Source organism: Burkholderia sp. Ap-955, assembly GCF_011753045.1.
Lineage (GTDB): Bacteria > Pseudomonadota > Gammaproteobacteria > Burkholderiales > Burkholderiaceae > Burkholderia > Burkholderia lata_D.
In genome coordinates this window covers 1-14,519 of the sequence record NZ_VWWH01000130.1, presented here as the reverse complement: position 1 = coordinate 14,519, position 14,519 = coordinate 1, and the positions used below count along the sequence as shown (strand labels likewise).

At 70.6% G+C, this 14,519-nt stretch carries 14 protein-coding genes and 2 pseudogenes; 5 read left to right on the top strand and 11 right to left on the bottom strand.

Features of this window, described 5'->3' with window-relative positions:
- Window positions 1–205, bottom strand: a pseudogene (locus F3J15_RS34630) (MFS transporter); the annotation flags it as partial.
- A 100-nt stretch (window positions 206–305) separates the two neighbouring features.
- Here F3J15_RS34630 and F3J15_RS34625 point away from each other — a divergent pair.
- On the top strand, window positions 306–1,184 hold the full coding sequence (locus F3J15_RS34625; RefSeq protein ID WP_089486135.1) for a LysR family transcriptional regulator: 879 nt from the start codon (window positions 306–308) through the stop codon (window positions 1,182–1,184).
- A 158-nt stretch (window positions 1,185–1,342) separates the two neighbouring features.
- Window positions 1,343–2,329 carry an ABC transporter substrate-binding protein gene (locus F3J15_RS34620; RefSeq protein WP_166896904.1) on the top strand — a complete coding sequence of 329 codons (987 nt, stop codon included), beginning with the start codon at window positions 1,343–1,345 and terminating at the stop codon, window positions 2,327–2,329.
- A 22-nt stretch (window positions 2,330–2,351) separates the two neighbouring features.
- Here the strand turns inward: F3J15_RS34620 and F3J15_RS34615 are convergent, their stop codons facing one another.
- Complete coding sequence (locus tag F3J15_RS34615) at window positions 2,352–2,726, bottom strand: phage protein NinX family protein (RefSeq protein ID WP_166896902.1); 375 nt, start codon at window positions 2,724–2,726, stop codon at window positions 2,352–2,354.
- An 84-nt stretch (window positions 2,727–2,810) separates the two neighbouring features.
- On the opposite strand from F3J15_RS34615, the pseudogene F3J15_RS34610 reads away from it, so the two are divergent.
- The 3 genes and pseudogenes from F3J15_RS34610 to F3J15_RS34600 form a co-directional block, all read left to right on the top strand.
- A pseudogene (locus F3J15_RS34610) lies at window positions 2,811–3,041 on the top strand (hypothetical protein); the annotation flags it as partial.
- Between the two features lie 273 nt (window positions 3,042–3,314).
- Window positions 3,315–4,394: a glycosyltransferase family 2 protein gene (locus F3J15_RS34605; protein ID WP_166896900.1), complete on the top strand. Its 1,080-nt coding sequence runs from the start codon at window positions 3,315–3,317 to the stop codon at window positions 4,392–4,394.
- A gap of 15 nt (window positions 4,395–4,409) precedes the next feature.
- Complete coding sequence (locus F3J15_RS34600; protein WP_166896898.1) at window positions 4,410–5,663, top strand: glycosyltransferase family 87 protein; 1,254 nt, start codon at window positions 4,410–4,412, stop codon at window positions 5,661–5,663.
- On the opposite strand, the gene F3J15_RS34595 is transcribed toward F3J15_RS34600, so the two are convergent.
- The 9 genes from F3J15_RS34595 to F3J15_RS34555 are packed head-to-tail and all read right to left on the bottom strand — an operon-like array spanning window position 5,636 to window position 14,331.
- The gene (locus F3J15_RS34595) at window positions 5,636–6,676 is read right to left on the bottom strand and encodes a TadG family pilus assembly protein (protein ID WP_166896897.1); all 1,041 of its coding nucleotides are present in this window, start codon (window positions 6,674–6,676) and stop codon (window positions 5,636–5,638) included. The two genes, F3J15_RS34600 and F3J15_RS34595, sit on opposite strands and share 28 nt — an antisense overlap.
- A complete protein-coding gene (locus tag F3J15_RS34590; RefSeq protein ID WP_069251205.1) occupies window positions 6,669–7,097 on the bottom strand; it encodes a TadE/TadG family type IV pilus assembly protein in 429 nt (142 codons plus the stop codon). Before F3J15_RS34590 ends, F3J15_RS34595 begins: the two co-directional genes overlap by 8 nt.
- Window positions 7,094–7,969 (bottom strand): tetratricopeptide repeat protein, encoded by an 876-nt coding sequence (locus F3J15_RS34585; RefSeq protein WP_166896894.1) that lies wholly within the window; start codon window positions 7,967–7,969, stop codon window positions 7,094–7,096. The genes F3J15_RS34590 and F3J15_RS34585 overlap by 4 nt, the downstream gene beginning before the upstream one ends.
- On the bottom strand, window positions 7,966–8,910 hold the full coding sequence (locus tag F3J15_RS34580; protein WP_166896892.1) for a type II secretion system F family protein: 945 nt from the start codon (window positions 8,908–8,910) through the stop codon (window positions 7,966–7,968). The genes F3J15_RS34585 and F3J15_RS34580 overlap by 4 nt, the downstream gene beginning before the upstream one ends.
- Window positions 8,907–9,884 carry a type II secretion system F family protein gene (locus F3J15_RS34575; protein ID WP_166896890.1) on the bottom strand — a complete coding sequence of 326 codons (978 nt, stop codon included), beginning with the start codon at window positions 9,882–9,884 and terminating at the stop codon, window positions 8,907–8,909. The genes F3J15_RS34580 and F3J15_RS34575 overlap by 4 nt, the downstream gene beginning before the upstream one ends.
- Window positions 9,881–11,314: a CpaF family protein gene (locus F3J15_RS34570; RefSeq protein WP_166896888.1), complete on the bottom strand. Its 1,434-nt coding sequence runs from the start codon at window positions 11,312–11,314 to the stop codon at window positions 9,881–9,883. The genes F3J15_RS34575 and F3J15_RS34570 overlap by 4 nt, the downstream gene beginning before the upstream one ends.
- A complete protein-coding gene (locus F3J15_RS34565; protein ID WP_166896886.1) occupies window positions 11,311–12,534 on the bottom strand; it encodes an AAA family ATPase in 1,224 nt (407 codons plus the stop codon). Before F3J15_RS34565 ends, F3J15_RS34570 begins: the two co-directional genes overlap by 4 nt.
- 21 nt (window positions 12,535–12,555) lie before the next feature.
- Window positions 12,556–12,936, bottom strand: coding sequence for a CpaD family pilus assembly lipoprotein (locus F3J15_RS34560; RefSeq protein ID WP_166896884.1), 381 nt, complete (start codon window positions 12,934–12,936; stop codon window positions 12,556–12,558).
- Window positions 12,937–12,951: 15 nt separating this feature from the next.
- A complete protein-coding gene (locus F3J15_RS34555) occupies window positions 12,952–14,331 on the bottom strand; it encodes a type II and III secretion system protein family protein (RefSeq protein ID WP_089486148.1) in 1,380 nt (459 codons plus the stop codon).
- Window positions 14,332–14,519: the final 188 nt, after the last annotated feature.

Genomic DNA, 14,519 nt, shown 5'->3' with positions numbered 1-14,519 from the left:
CGCTCACGAACCAGTCGATATCGGCGAAGCTGGCGTGGAAACCACGCGCGATGCTCGGCAGCGACACGGCGACGACGTTCGTGTCGAGCACGATCAGCGAACAGGTCGCGGACGCGACGGCGAGCGTCGCGGCGGCGGGCAGGCGGGCGCCCGTGCGCGGGGCGGCGGCCGCGCCTGCGCGCGACGCCGGTGAAGGCTGGGACATCGGTTACTCCGGAACAGGATCGACGAGCCGTATGCTAGGCTTGGCCCGTATTGCCTGTCATTGACACGCCGATGCTGTTTTATTGACGAAAATTGCAATCATGGACCGGCTCGAATTCCGTCACGTGCGCGCGTTCCTGAGCGTCGCGCAGCACCTGCACTTCGCCCGTGCGGCCGAAGCGCTCGACATGGCGCCGCCCGCGCTCACACGGCAGATCCAGGAGGCCGAACGCGTGCTCGGCGTGCGCCTCTTTCACCGGTCGCGCCGCGCCGTCACGCTGAGCGCGGCCGGCGAGGCCTATCTCGCCGAGGCCAGCGCCGCGGTCGAGCACCTGCAGCGCGGCCGCGAACTCGCTGCCTTGGCCGAGCGCGGCGAACTCGGCCGGATCGAGATCGGCTACGTGTCGTCGGCCGTCTATTCGGGCACGCTGCAGCGCACCGTCGGCGCGTTTCGTGACGCGCACCCGCGCATCGAACTGAACCTGCGCGAAGTGCCGATGGACGACGTCGCGAACCAGCTCGACACGGGCCGGCTCGACCTCGCATACGTGCGCCCGCCGCTGCCGCTGCCCGGCGGCCTGCGGGTCGTCACGCTGCAGCGCGACGTGTTCGTCGCCGCCGTGCCGGCCGGGTCGCGCTACGCGTCGATGTCGGCCATTCGCGCGGCCGACCTCGCCGACGCGCGCTTCGCGGTACCCGAACAGGAGCGCGGCACGCTCGAAGTCGCGCGCCGCGGCCGCTTCGCACCGCTGATCGCCGCCCGCCCGGGCGGCCTGCTCGCGGTGCTCGCGTGCGTGTCCGTGAACGGCTGGGTTGCGGTGATTCCCGATGCGCTCGCCGGCTGCGTGACGCTGCCGGGCGTCGTGTACCGGCCGATCGCCGGCAAGCCGATCACGTCGGAACTGGCGCTCGCGCACCGGCGCTTCGAAAAGGCGCCGGCGGTACGCGCGTTCCTGCGGACGGTTCCGTCGGCCGCGTAAGCCCCGCCTGAAGCCCGCGTGCGGCGATGGCGGCCATCCCGGCCGTCGCCGCGCGAATATGCATTGCACGATTCGATGTTTGTCGGCCGGAAACCGATTCCGTAACCTGCCCGGCAGCCGCGCCGCCTGAGCGCGGATTACCCGAGGACACCCCGCCGATGAATCCCTCCTCCGCCCCGGCGCGCCGTCGCGTGCTGCAGCGTCTTGCCGCGCTCGCCGCCGCGCCGCTCGCCGGCGGCCTCGCACGGCCCGCCCATGCGGCCGGCGCCGATCTGTCGGGCGTGACGCTCGTGCTCGGCGACCAGGCCGGCGGCCTGCGCGCGCTCGCGGAAGCCGCGCACGTGCTCGACGGCACGCCTTACCGGTTCCGCTGGGCCAACTTCCAGGGTGCCGCGCCGCTGTTCGAGGCGCAGCGCGCGGGCGCGATCGATCTCGCGCCGGCCGGCGACCTGCCCGTGCTGACGGCCGCGCTCGGCGACCCGTCGTTGCGGATCGTCGCGACGCGCGTCGGCTCGCCGGCGTCGCTCGGCATCGTCGTGCAGCCCGATTCGCCGGTTCGCACCGTCGCCGACCTGAAAGGGCAAACCGTCGTCGTGTCGTCCGCGCGCGGCAGCATCTCGCAGTACCAGTTGTACGGCGCGCTGCGCGAACACGGCCTCGCGCCGCGTGACGTCGACGTGCGCTTCGTGCTGCCCGTCGATGCGTTCGCCGCGTTCGAGGCGAAGCGGATCGGCATCTGGGCGACGTTCGATCCGTACTACGGGCATGCGGTACGGCGCGGCGCGCGCATCGTCCGCGACGGCAGCGGCATCAATTCCGGGTTGGCATTCCTGACGTCGCCGGTTGACACCCTCGACGATCGCGCGAAGCGCGCGGCGCTCGCGGATGTGCTTGCGCGGCTCGCCCGTGCGGGCCAATGGGCGCTCGCGCATCCGGCCGACTATGCGAGCGTCTATGCGTCGCTCACGCGCCTGCCGCCCGACGCGGCCGCCGACATCGCGCGCCGGGCCGCGCTCGCGCAGCGCAGCCTCAGCGCCGCGGACATCGACGTGCTGCAGCGTGTCGCCGACCGCGCGGCGGCCGACGCGATCCTGCCGCGGCGCGTCGATGTCGCATCGATCGCGATCCGAAGCGTATCGGCGTGAACGATGACGCGCGTGACCGCGATCAACGTGGGCGCGCCATATCGAGGTCCGGCACGTCGTCACCGAACGTCGACGCGACGAGCGTGCGCATCGCGGCGACCAGCAGCGTCGGGCCGGACTGGTTGAACGTGCAGCGCTCGCCCGCGGCCGGCACGGCCCGGTGCAGCACCGCCCGCCACGGGCCGCGCCCGCCGTCGCGCTCGAATCCGGCGAAGGGCAAGCGCTCGACGATCGGGCCGCCGTCCGTCCACAACGTCGACGGTGCGAACGGCACCGGCACATCGCCCGCCGTGCGAATCGACGTACAACCGGATGCATCGGCGCGCGGGGCGTCGTGGCCTTCCGCGACCGCGACCCAGTAATCCAGCGGCGCACCTGTCAGATCCTGGACTTGCATGCCCGTCTCCATCACCGTCGTCGTTGAATCGACATGCTAACCGTTGCACCTGCGTCCGTTGCGGTCTCCGATGGCGCCGCCGCGTGCTGCCCAATCGCTGAAATCCCTGCCATCGGCTCACAGGAAGGCTGGCTGCGTGGCGAGCAAAGTTTCGTGGCCGTCCTGTGGGCGCTGCCGTTGTACGAGTTTCTGAATCCGTGGCTGCGTCTGCTGCAGATCGGGCCGCTCGTGATGACGATCGCGTTGCCCGTGCTGCTGCGGCGCGCCCGGCTTGCACGCCGCGGCACGCGCGCCGCGGTCGTTCGCGCCCCCTGAGCCGATCGCCGCGCGTCCCGCCGGCACCCTGCCCGTGCCGGCGGTCACGCCCGGCAATCGCGCACCGGGTCGCGCTCGCGCGGCACAACACCACCGCCTTCAACGTCCAGCCAGTCAACCTGGCGTCCGCGCGCTCATTGCCGCGCCGGCATCAATTCGTGCTACGAATCCCCGATTCCTGCCTACAATGTTCAGAACGCCAGTCGTCCGGCCTGCCGCGGACGATAACCGGATCCATACGGCGCAACGCAGGCCGGATCTCTCGGGGGACGTATGTCCGCGCATGCCAGAAAGCCACTGGTCTCGCTCGTCGTACCCTTCCACGACGAGGAAGAAGCCATCGACGCGTTCTTTGCCACGACGCTGCCGATCCTCGAATCGGTCGAGTCGGTTCGTTTCGAGATCGTCTGCATCAACGACGGCAGCCGTGACGACACGCTCGGCAGGCTGATCGACGTCGCCGCCGGCGACCCGCGCGTGCGCATCGTCGATCTCACCCGGCGCTTCGGCAAGGAAGCCGCCCTCACCGCCGGCATCGACGAAGCCGCCGGCACCGCCGTGATCCTGATCGACGCCGACCTGCAGGACCCGCCCGCGCTGATCCCCGCGATGGTCGAACGCTGGCTCGCCGGCGCCGAGGTCGTCGCCGCCAAGCGCACCGACCGCATGTGCGACCCGCTGATGCAGCGCGTGGCCGCCGCGCTCTACTACCGCGTGCACAACCATCTCTCCGAAGTCGAGATGCCCGAAAACGTCGGCGATTTCCGGCTGATGGATCGCCAGGTCGTCGACGCGCTGCGCGCGCTGCCCGAGCGGCGGCGCTTCATGAAAGGCCTGTTCGCGTGGGTCGGCTATCGCATCGAGCTCATCGAATACACGCGCGCGCAGCGCAGCGGCGGCCGTTCCAAATTCTCCGGATGGCGCCGCTGGAACTTCGCGCTCGAAGGCATCACCAGCTTCAGTACCGTGCCGCTGCGCGTGTGGACCTACATCGGCCTCGCGTTCGCCGCGCTGTCGTTCATCTACGGCGCCTTCATCGTCACGCGCACACTGCTGTTCGGCAATCCCGTGCACGGCTACGCGTCGCTCATCTCCGTGATGCTGTTCGTCGGCGGTATCCAGCTGATCGGCATCGGCGTGATCGGCGAATACCTCGGCCGCATCTATCACGAGTCGAAGCAGCGGCCGGTCTATCTCGTGCGGCGGCGCTATCACGCGCAGCGGGACGCCGCCGCGCATCCGGCGTCGAAGCTGCTGCAGTTTCCGCTCAAGCGCACGCATGCGGCCCGCCGCCGGACGGCGCAGCCCGCAGCCGCCGGCCACGGCGCCGCGCGGAAAGCGTCCGTCAAGTAACCGCGCGCACGACGCATGGATCTCCCCCGACAAGCGATACGATCGGCGGCCCCTGCCGTCCGAGCATGGCTGACACCCCGGCGCGTCGTTGCGTACAGCGCGGTCGCGCTCGCATGCTATGCGCTGTTCGTCGCGATCTGGGTAGCCGTCGTCCGTCACGCGCCCGCCACCGCGCCGTCGCGCCCGGGCCCCGACTACGCGGTGTTCTGGTCGGCGTCGTACGTGATGCTGCATGGCTCACCCTGGCAAGCGTACGATCTGCCGAGCTTCTCGCGGCTGGCGGCCGACCTGTTCCCGCAGTTCCGCCGCGAAGACCTCGTCGCGTGGCTGTACCCGCCCACCAACCTGCTGCTCGTGACGCCGCTGGCGCTGCTGCCGTACGCAGTCGGCTACCCGCTGTTCGTCGCGTTCGGCGTCGTCGTGTTCGGATTCGCCGCCTCGCGCGTATCGGGGCTCGGCGCGATCCCCGGCTTGCGGCGCATCGGCGCGTTCGCGCTGCTCGCCGCCCCGTGCGTGTTCGTCACCGGGATGTTCGGGCAGAACGCGTTCCTCACCGCGTCGTGCGCGGCGCTGGCCGTCTGCTGGGCCGACCGTCGGCCGATGTGGGCCGGCCTCTGCATCGGCCTGCTGTCGGCGAAGCCGCAGATGGCGCTGCTGTTCCCGTTCGTGCTGGTCGCCACGCGCGCCTGGCGCACGATCGCGTGGGCCGCGCTCGCCACCGCCGCGTTCGCCGCGTTGAGCATCCTGATCTGCGGCGTCGAATCGCTACGCCTGTTCGTCGCCGGCACGGCGCTCGCGCGCACGCTCCTCCTCGAGCAAGGCATCGTGTTCTGGCTCGCGTCGCCGGCGCCGTTCGCCGCGTTCCGCCTCGCGGGCCTGCCGCCTGGCGCCGCGTATGCCGCGCAAGCGTGCATCGCGGCGCTGGCGATCGCCGCCGCCTGCATCGTGTGGATGCGGTCACGCGACGTCCGCTTGCGCGCGGCGGTGCTGGCGGTCGCGACGCTCGCGGCGAACCCGTACGTGTGGCACTACGAGCTCGCCTGGCTCGGCATCGCGATCGCGTGCCTGCTGGCGATCGGCTGGCAGGACGGCTGGCTGCGCGGCGAGCAGACCGCGATCGCGCTCATGTGGCTGCTGCCGGCCGTCGAATACCTGAACCCGTGGCTGCAAGGGCCGCAGATCGGCCCGGTCGTGACGCTGTTCGCGCTCCTCGTGCTGCTGCGCCGCGCCGGCCCGGGGGCTCAGAACGCGAGCCGCGGCGGCACGTAGATGCCGTAGTACGGCCCGACGCCGGTCGCGACGCCCGTCATCTTCACACCGGCGACGAAGTGGCCCTGGATGTACTTGTACGTACCGCCCAGTGACACGTCGATATGGAACGGCGCGAACGCGACGATCGGCACGCTGGTGCTGGTCGCGGTCTGCGTGACGACCGGCAGCACCACGGTCGCGCCGACCGGCACCGACGTGTAGAGCGTCGCCTTCACGCCGGTCGCGAGGTTGATGGTGTCGCCGATGTTGAGCGGCGTCGGGTTGCCGGTCACCATCAGGCCGCCCATCGTCGTCGTGTCGGTCGCGGACGACTGGAACGACGTCCACTGTCCGCCCATGCACAGCAGGCCGTAGACCTGGCCGTTCGTGATCGAGAATTCGAACGGCTGCCCCGTCAGCGGATTGATCAGCGGCTGGTTGGTCGCCGCGTTCCAGTACTGGTTGTACACGCACTGGTCGATCGCGACCGGAAACAGGCCGCCTGCCCCGACTCCGCCCGGCGCCGCCAGCACCGCCACGGCGGTCGCGCTGTCGGATGCGCCGGGGATCCCCAGCAGCCCGCCGAGCAGCAGCGGAATCGAGCCGCCGTTCACACCGGGCGCGCGCGACACGGTGACCTGCACCGCCGGCACGTCGTACTGGCCCGGCGTGATGGTCGTCGGCTGCATGGAGGCGGGGTTGCGCGTCACGTTCCAGTATCCGGTGGTCACCGTGCCGGTCGACAGCGCCGCGCCGGCCGCCGAGTTCTGCGCGATCACGCCGTTCGCCGCCGGCGCCGCCTGCGACCAGTTCACCGCGCCGCCGCTCGGCGACATCATTGCATCGGCCCCCGCGAGCGCGGCCGCATCGGCCGCGTTCTGCAACTGGTTGTTCACCGTGACCACCCACGCGATGTCGATCGCCAGCGCGCCGAACGACAGCAGCGGAATCAGGAACAGCAGGAAGAACAGCGCGACCGAACCGCGCTGCCGTTCGGCGTCGACGGGCTGCGTGGCGGTCACGTCATTCATAGAGCATCACCGACGTCGCCGAGACCGTCACCGGGCCGGTCAGCGCGCTGAACGCGGACCCCAGCACGAGCCCCGAATACGTGTAGGTCACCGTCACCGTCAACGCGGTGCCCGACGTCGTGCCGTTCGCCTGCGTCACGGTCACCACCGGTGTCGTCGCGGTGCCGCCGGTGATCAGGCTGTTCTGCATCGCGTTCTGCGCGATGCCGGCGATCTGCGTCGTGGTCAGCATCGGCACGCGCAGCATGACGCCGGCGCGCGCCGCCTCGCGGCTCGCGTTCGTGATGACGGCCTTGTCGCACAGGATCAGGCTCGTGTCGATGATGCCGATCAGCACCATCAGCAGGAACGGCAGCATCAGCACGAACTCGAGGGACACGACGCCGCGCGCGTGGCGGGCGCCCGTCGCCCCGCGTGTCATTTTGCGGCTCCCGCATCCGGAGGGACGACGCCCGGCGCCAGCGCCGCGCCGGACAGCGGCGGCGGGCTGCCAGCCCCGCCGGCAACCCCGGCGCCCCCGCGCGACGCAAGCCGCGCGCGCACCGCCTGGTAGAAGCGCAGGTTGTCGGCCACCGCCGACGCGGGCAACTCCGCGGACAGCAGCTTCTTCGCCGAATCGGTGTTGCCGAGCACGCCGTACGCGAACGCGAGGTTCTGGCGCGCCTGCCACGGCGCGGACGGCAGCCCGGCGACGTCGAGCAGCACGTTCACGCCTTCGCGCGGCCGATTGCTCAGCACGAGCGACAGCCCGAGGTCGACGCGTAGCCCCTGCGCGTCAGGATGCGCACGCAGCGCCTCGCGATACACGACCTGCGCATCCGCATGACGCCCCTGCAGGTCGAGCACGGTGCCGAGCCCCTCCGCCGCGAGCGGATGGTTCGGCTGCGCGGCGAGCAGGTCGCGATAGCGCTGCGCGGCTTCGTCGAGGCGCCGCTGCCGCAACGCGACGCGCGCGAGCCCGAGCTGCGGGCCGAGCTCCGCCGGTGCCTGCCGCTGCGCTTCGTCGTACAGGATTCGCGCACGCTCCAGGTCGCCCGCGCGGTAGTTGACGTCGCCGAGCCCCAGGCGCGCCGCAAGCGAATCGGGATGCTTCGCGAGCACCTTCTCGTACAGCGTCGACGCGAGATCGACGTTGCCGCCGGCCAGTGCGCTGTCGGCGATGCGCAGTTCGGCCTGCGGATCGTCGCTCTTGTGCGACAGCACCGGCCGCGTCTGGATGCCCGACGCGCCGCAGCCGGCCAGCACCGGCAGCACGGCCGCGAGCGCGAACGCGCGTACGACGGATCGTGTCATCTGAACACCTCGAGCAGGCGAATCGCCGCCGGGCCCGCCGCGATCAGGCAGACCGTCGGCAGGATGAACAGCATCATCGGCAGCGTGATCTTCGGCGCAAGCTTCGCGGCCCGTTCCTCGAGCGCGACGATCTGCTCGGTGCGCTCGGTGCGCGACAGCGTGCGCAGCGCCTGCGTGATCGGCGTGCCGAACCGCTGCGACTGCGTCAGCGTCGTCGCGAGCGAGCGTGCCGACGTGAAATCGACTCGCATCGCGAAATGCGCGAGTGTCGCGGACACGTCGCCGCTCAGTGTCAGCTCGTCCGCGCACACGGTCAGCTCGTCGGCGAGCGGCGGGCAGATGCGCACCAGTTCGTGCGCGACGCGCCGGATGCCCGACGCGAGACTGTTGCCGGCCATCGTGCAGATCACCAGCAGGTCCAGCGCATCGGGAAAGCACGTGGCGATGATCCGCCGCCGCCGGCGGATCATCACGCCGAGCACGTATTCCGGCACGATCACGCCGATCACGAAGGCGGCGATCATCACCAGCGCGCGGATCACGAAGTATTCGCCGAAGCGCGGAATCAGCGGGCTGAACACGATCGCGCCGCACGCGAACAGCACGCCGCAGCTCAGCTTGATCCCGATCATCACCGACGCCGCGCGGCGCTCGCGAAAGCCCGCGCGCGTCAGCTGCAGGCCGAGCTTCACGCGCTGCATCGGGTCGAGCACCGGCAACCGTTCGCCGAGCTGCGCGAGCCGGCGGGTCAGGTCCAGGCGGACGCCGCCCGGCTGCAGCCATCCCGCCATCGATGCGGGCGGATGCTGCCCGGCAGCCTGCCGCACGCGCACGGCGATCCGCTGGCGCGTGCCGCCGCCGGGCGTGGCGAGCGCCACCGCGACACAGCCGAGCAACAACAGCAACTCGAGGCCGCGGGCGGCCAGTATCGACATCGTCATCGTGCGGTATCCAGTTTCGAGATCTTGCGGATCACCAGCAGGCCGACCGTCAGCAATCCGGCCGCGATCGTCAGCATCGTGTGTCCCGGGTGCGTCGTGAACAGCAGCATCACGTACTCGCGGTTCACGAGAAACAGCACGCCGATCATCACGAACGGCACCGCCGAAATGATGTTCGTCGTGACGCGCCCTTCGGCAGTCAGCGCGCGGGTCTTCAGGCGGATGTCGCGACGCGTGCGGATGATGCTCGACAGCTCGTCGAGCGTTTCGCCGAGGCTGCCGCCGGTCTCGCGCTGCAGCAGCAGGTAGACGGTGAAGAACGAGAAGTCCGCGATCATCAGCCGGTCCGCCGCGTGCGTCAGCACGTCCTTGAGATCCGCGCCGACGCGCAGGCTGTCGCCCATCGAGCGGAACGTCGCGCGCACCGGCTCGGCCGCGCCGTCGCCGACCATGCTGATCGCCTGCGTGACCGGAATGCCCGCGCGCACGGCCCGCACGATCATGTCGATCGCGTCCGGGAACGCTTCGAGAAAGCGAATCCGGAAGCGCTCCACCAACGCGCGGTAGCTCGCACGCATCGCGACCAGCGGCAACCCGACGTAGATCAGCGGACGCAGGAAGCCCGGCGGCCCGATCAGCTTCACCGCGACGATCGCGACGATCGCGCCGGCGATCGTGCTCGCGACGACGATCTTCACGCCGCCCTTGCCGCCGACCGCGCGCACGCGCGTCACGCGGCGCTGCAGCCACGCGCGCAGGCGGCCCTGGCGGCGCTCGAGGTTGAACAGCGCGACCCCGGGCGTGACGGATGCGAGCCCGTCGCGCCCGGCGAGCGACGGCGACAGCCGGCGCATCCGCGCGCGGATGCGCTGGGCCGGCATGCGGCTCGCGCGATCGAACCACGACGACAGCACGAGCCCGACCGCGAGGATCATCACGAACGCGCCCACCGCGAACAGGTCGGCGGCCCTCATTGCCGGAACACCTCGGCGAGCGCATCCTCGACGCCGTAGTACGCGGCGCGCGCCGCGAATCCCGGCCGCAAGGGCGACGCCTCGAACACGCCCTTCACCGCGTCGCGCGTCGTGTCGCCTTCCTGGCGGAACGCGAACAGGTCCTGCGTGATCACCACCTCGCCTTCCATCCCGACGATCTCGGTGATCCGCGTGACGCGCCGCACGCCGTCGCGCATCCGCTCGATCTGCACGAACAGGTGCACGGCGCTCGCGATCTGGCGCCGGATCGACAGCAACTGCAGGTTCGCGTTCGCCATCATGACCATGCTCTCGAGCCGGCTGATCGCATCGCGCGGCGAATTCGCGTGGATCGTCGTCATCGAGCCGTCGTGCCCCGTGTTCATCGCCTGCAGCACGTCGAACGCCTCGGGGCCGCGAATCTCGCCGAGAATGATGCGGTCGGGCCGCATCCGCAGCGCGTTGCGCACGAGATCGCGCTGCGAGATCCCGCCGAGTCCTTCGGTATTCTCCGGCCGCGTCTCGAGGCTCACGACGTGCGGCTGCAGCAACTGCAGCTCGGCCGCATCCTCGATCGTCACGATCCGTTCGTGCTGCTCGATGTGCTGCGACAGCGCGTTGAGCAGCGTCGTCTTGCCCGAGCCGGTGCCGCCCGAGATCACGATGTTCAGCCGGCACGCGCACGCGACCTTGAGCACCTGCAGCATCGGATGCGAGATGTTGCCCTGCTGCGCCATCCGCGCGAGCGTGATGTCGCGCTTCGCGAACTTGCGGATCGAGATCGACGGGCCGCGCATCGCGATCGGCGGCAGCACGACGTTCACGCGGCTGCCGTCGGCGAGCCGCGCATCCACCATCGGGCTGCTCTCGTCGACCCGGCGCCCCACCGCCGCCGCGATCCGCTGCGCGACGCTCGCCACGTGCGCGTCGTCGCGGAACTTCAGCGACGTGAGCTCGAGCCGGCCCGCGCGCTCGACGTAGACCTGGTCGGGCCCGTTGACGAGGATGTCGGTGACCGAATCGTCGGCGAGCAGCGGCTCGATCGGCCCGACGCCGAACATGTCGTTCAGGATCGCATCGACGATCAGCACCTGCTCGCCGGCCGTGATCTTCAGGCGCTCGCGCTCGACCGTGTGCGCGGCCACCTGCTCGATGCCCGCGCGCACTTCGTCGCGCGTCTTCATCAGCGCCGCCGACATGTTCATCGACGCGAACACCGCGCTGCGGATCGCGTCGAACTTGCTCGACCGGATCAGCGCCTCGTGGGTGTCGGCCGCCACGGATGCGCGCGCCGGGGTCGGTGCAGGCGTGTCCGCCGCGATCGGGGCCGGGGCCGATGGTGCGGCCTCGCGCGCCACGGCGGGCGTCGCGGCCTGTGGCTCGGCCGGCGCGGGATCCGCCGGCGGCCGGTTGCGGGTGCCGAACGTCACGTTCCCTTCCTCCACTTGACGAGCCGCGCATACCACGGCTCGGCGACGACCATCGGCTCGCCGGTGATGCCGTTCGCGAGCTGCCGGATCTGGTCCAGGAAGCCGTTGCGCTTCGCGCCTTCGATCGGCTCGCCGAGGTTCTCCGCGACGGCGAGCGTCTGCGGCTCGTGCGGCAGCTCGTGCAGCTTCGCGCCGCCGAATGCCTCCTCGAAATCGACCGGCTCGACGCGGCCCGCGACCGGTGCGAGCGGATTGTTCAGCACCATCGACAGCAGCCGCTCGCCGGGCAGTTCCCGCACGAAGCGCACGAGCCGCGCGGCTTCGTACGCGGCGAGCACCGAACGGTCGACCACGACATGGACGAGATCGGACGCCACGAGCGCGTCCTCGAGCAGCTTGCCGGCGCCGCGGCCGACGTCGAACAGCACGTAGTGGAAGCGGTCCTTCAGCATGTCGACCAGGCGCGCGACGGCCTGGTCGCCCAACGGGACGTCGGCGCCGTAGGCCAGCTCGGCGGAGAGGACGTGCAACCGGTCGCCCTTCGTCACGAACATGCGCTCGAACAATGCGTCGTCGGGACGCTGCCCCATGTTCAGCAATTCGATCAGCCCGTTGTTGCTGGACAGCCCGAGCATCGAATTCGCGCCGCCGCCATGCAGGTTCAGGTCGACGTAGGCGACCCGGCGGCGCTTCTCGCTCGCCAGGAAGCGCGCGAGGCTCACCGTGATCGTGGTCGCGCCGACGCCGCCGCGCGCGCCGACGAAGCTCACGACCTTGCCGGTGCGCACCTGCACGACCGATTCCGTCGCGGTCAGCGCACGCCGCATCAACTCGACGGTCAGCGGCTTGACGATGTAGTCCTGCACGCCGATGCCGAGCAGGTTGCGAAACAGCCCGACGTCGTTTTGCGTGCCGATCGCGATGACGCGCACCGACGGGTCGCACACGTCGGCGAGCCGCATCATGTCCGATACCGGCAGCACCGAATCCGACACGTCGATGACGAGCTGGCGCGGCGAACGCTCGTACTGCTGCAGCAACCGGATCGCATCGTCGCAGGTGCCAGGCTGCAGGTGGGTGCGCGTGATCGCCAGCTCCTGCGTGACGCGGCGTATCACGTCCTCGCTGCCCGAATCGGCGACGACCGCGACGAGATCGGCCGCGCCCGCGGACGCGGCGCGCCGGGTTTGCTGACGGTCGAGGAGGTTCATGGGCGGCATCGTGATGGCATCCGGGTCCGGTCAATGGCTGGGCGAGCCGGTCGTCAGCGTCTTGCCTGGCGTCGGCTGCTTCACGCGATCCTCGACGTAGCGGCGCACCGCGTCGGCTGCCGTCTGCGCATCCGCGCCGCCGTACGGCACGGGCGCGACGAGATCCTCGGGCCGCGCGAGCATCGCCGCGAGGTTCGAGTAGGTCGCGCAGCCGAACGGCACGCCGGGCCGCGCGAACCCCGCGTCGACGAGATGCGACGGCTGCATCAGCTTCGCGCAATCGGGCGCCACCGCGTGCGCGCCGTCGAAGCCGATCGCCCGCGCATCGGGCAGGTTGACCGGCGGCGGCGCCGACAGGCAGCCCGCGAGCATCAGCGGCAGCAGTGCGGCAACGGTCGATCGGTTTCGCATGTGCGCTCCTCCGGTTCAGTACACGAAGCCCGCGGCGCCGACGAGGCGCGGCGTGTCGCCCGACAGCAGGTCGAGCCCGAGGTTGCGCTGCACCGCGAACTCCAAGTCGCTGCTCGGCCGCGCGACGGTGTCGATCGCCTGCTCGAGCTGGCCGGGCCCGGTCGGCTGCACGATGTACGGCGTGACGATCACGACCACCTCGGTCTTGTTGTCCTGGAAGTTCTTCGACGAAAACAACCGGCCGATGATCGGCAGCCGGCCGAGCCCCGGAATCTGCGACACGGTGTCGGCCGTCTGGCTCTGCAGCAGCCCGCCGATCGCGAAGCTCTGCCCGCTCGACAGCTCGACCGTCGTCTCGACGCGCCGCACCGTGAGCGCCGGCACCTTGATGCTGCCCGTCGTCACGCTGTTGCTCGCATCGACCTCGCTGACTTCCGGCCGCACCTTGAGGCTGATGCGGTTGTCGGTGAGCACGGTCGGCGTGAAATCGAGCGACACGCCGAACGGCTTGTACTCGACCGTGATCACCCCCGTGTTGCCGGTCTGCGCAACCGGGATCGGAATCTCGCCGCCCGCGAGGAAGCTCGCCGTCTCGCCGGACATCGCGGTGAGGTTCGGTTCGGCGAGCATCGTGATCAGGCCTTCCTGGTCGAGTGCGTCGAGCACGACGTCGATCGACCAGCGCCCCGCGCGGAATCCGCCGAGCACCGAGAAGGCGCCCGTCGGCGACAGGTTGAACAGGCCGTTCGTCGGGTCGAACAGCGTGCGTCCGTTGAACAGCCCGCCGACGAAGTTGCCGGCGGCGCCCAGCGAGCTCCAGTTGATGCCGAGCTGCTGCGTGACGTTGCGGCTCACCTCGGTCACCCGCACGCGCAGGTTCACCTGGATCGGGCGCGACAGCGTGAGCCGGTTCACGATCTTTTCCTTGTCGTGCAGGTACGGCGTGAGCGACTGCATCACGGCGTCCGCGTCGGCCGCGCTCGGCACCTTGCCCGACACCATCAGCGAGCCCGGCGCGCCGGACACCGACAGCTTCAGCTGCGGAAAGCGGCTGTCGAGCACGCCCTGCAGCGACGCCGTGTCGACCTGCACGATCACCGTCTTGCGCAGGATCGGGCGATGGTTCGCGCCGAGCGCGATCAGCGTGGTCGTGCCCGCCTTCTTGCCGAACACGAACACGGTGCGCGGGGACGGCACCTGGATGTCCGCGATGGACGGATCGGCGACGAACATCGCGGCCGCGGGTTCGGGCAGCGACAGCAGTTCCCCCTTGCCGGTCGCGATCGACAGCGCCGCGCCCGCGTCCGGCGCGCGTGCGACCTGCGCCAGCACGCCCCCGGACGCGACGATGCAGGCCAGGCACCCGAAAGCGATCCAACGAACCATGCGCACCATGCGTGTTCCCGTCAAATGCCGGCCGCCGGGCGGCCGGCCCGAATCGTCAATCCGTCACTGCGCCGCCACGGCCGGCGGCTGCGCAGTGGCCTCCGCCGCGACATTGGCGCCGCCCGTCGTCGTGGGCGTCGCGGGCATCGCCGGCCAGGCCGGCAGCCCGGCCGGCAACGGCGGCAGGCCCGGCGTGC

Bases quoted from the DNA above. Each gene is read 5' to 3' on its own strand.
- F3J15_RS34625 (WP_089486135.1), top strand. From the start codon at position 306: ATGGACCGGCTCGAATTCCGTCACGTGCGCGCGTTCCTGAGCGTCGCG.
- F3J15_RS34620 (WP_166896904.1), top strand. From the start codon at position 1,343: ATGAATCCCTCCTCCGCCCCGGCGCGCCGTCGCGTGCTGCAGCGTCTT.
- F3J15_RS34615 (WP_166896902.1), bottom strand. From the start codon at position 2,726: ATGCAAGTCCAGGATCTGACAGGTGCGCCGCTGGATTACTGGGTCGCG.
- F3J15_RS34605 (WP_166896900.1), top strand. From the start codon at position 3,315: ATGTCCGCGCATGCCAGAAAGCCACTGGTCTCGCTCGTCGTACCCTTC.
- F3J15_RS34600 (WP_166896898.1), top strand. From the start codon at position 4,410: ATGGATCTCCCCCGACAAGCGATACGATCGGCGGCCCCTGCCGTCCGA.
- F3J15_RS34595 (WP_166896897.1), bottom strand. From the start codon at position 6,676: ATGAATGACGTGACCGCCACGCAGCCCGTCGACGCCGAACGGCAGCGC.
- F3J15_RS34590 (WP_069251205.1), bottom strand. From the start codon at position 7,097: ATGACACGCGGGGCGACGGGCGCCCGCCACGCGCGCGGCGTCGTGTCC.
- F3J15_RS34585 (WP_166896894.1), bottom strand. From the start codon at position 7,969: ATGACACGATCCGTCGTACGCGCGTTCGCGCTCGCGGCCGTGCTGCCG.
- F3J15_RS34580 (WP_166896892.1), bottom strand. From the start codon at position 8,910: ATGACGATGTCGATACTGGCCGCCCGCGGCCTCGAGTTGCTGTTGTTG.
- F3J15_RS34575 (WP_166896890.1), bottom strand. From the start codon at position 9,884: ATGAGGGCCGCCGACCTGTTCGCGGTGGGCGCGTTCGTGATGATCCTC.
- F3J15_RS34565 (WP_166896886.1), bottom strand. From the start codon at position 12,534: ATGCCGCCCATGAACCTCCTCGACCGTCAGCAAACCCGGCGCGCCGCG.
- F3J15_RS34560 (WP_166896884.1), bottom strand. From the start codon at position 12,936: ATGCGAAACCGATCGACCGTTGCCGCACTGCTGCCGCTGATGCTCGCG.
- F3J15_RS34555 (WP_089486148.1), bottom strand. From the start codon at position 14,331: ATGGTGCGCATGGTTCGTTGGATCGCTTTCGGGTGCCTGGCCTGCATC.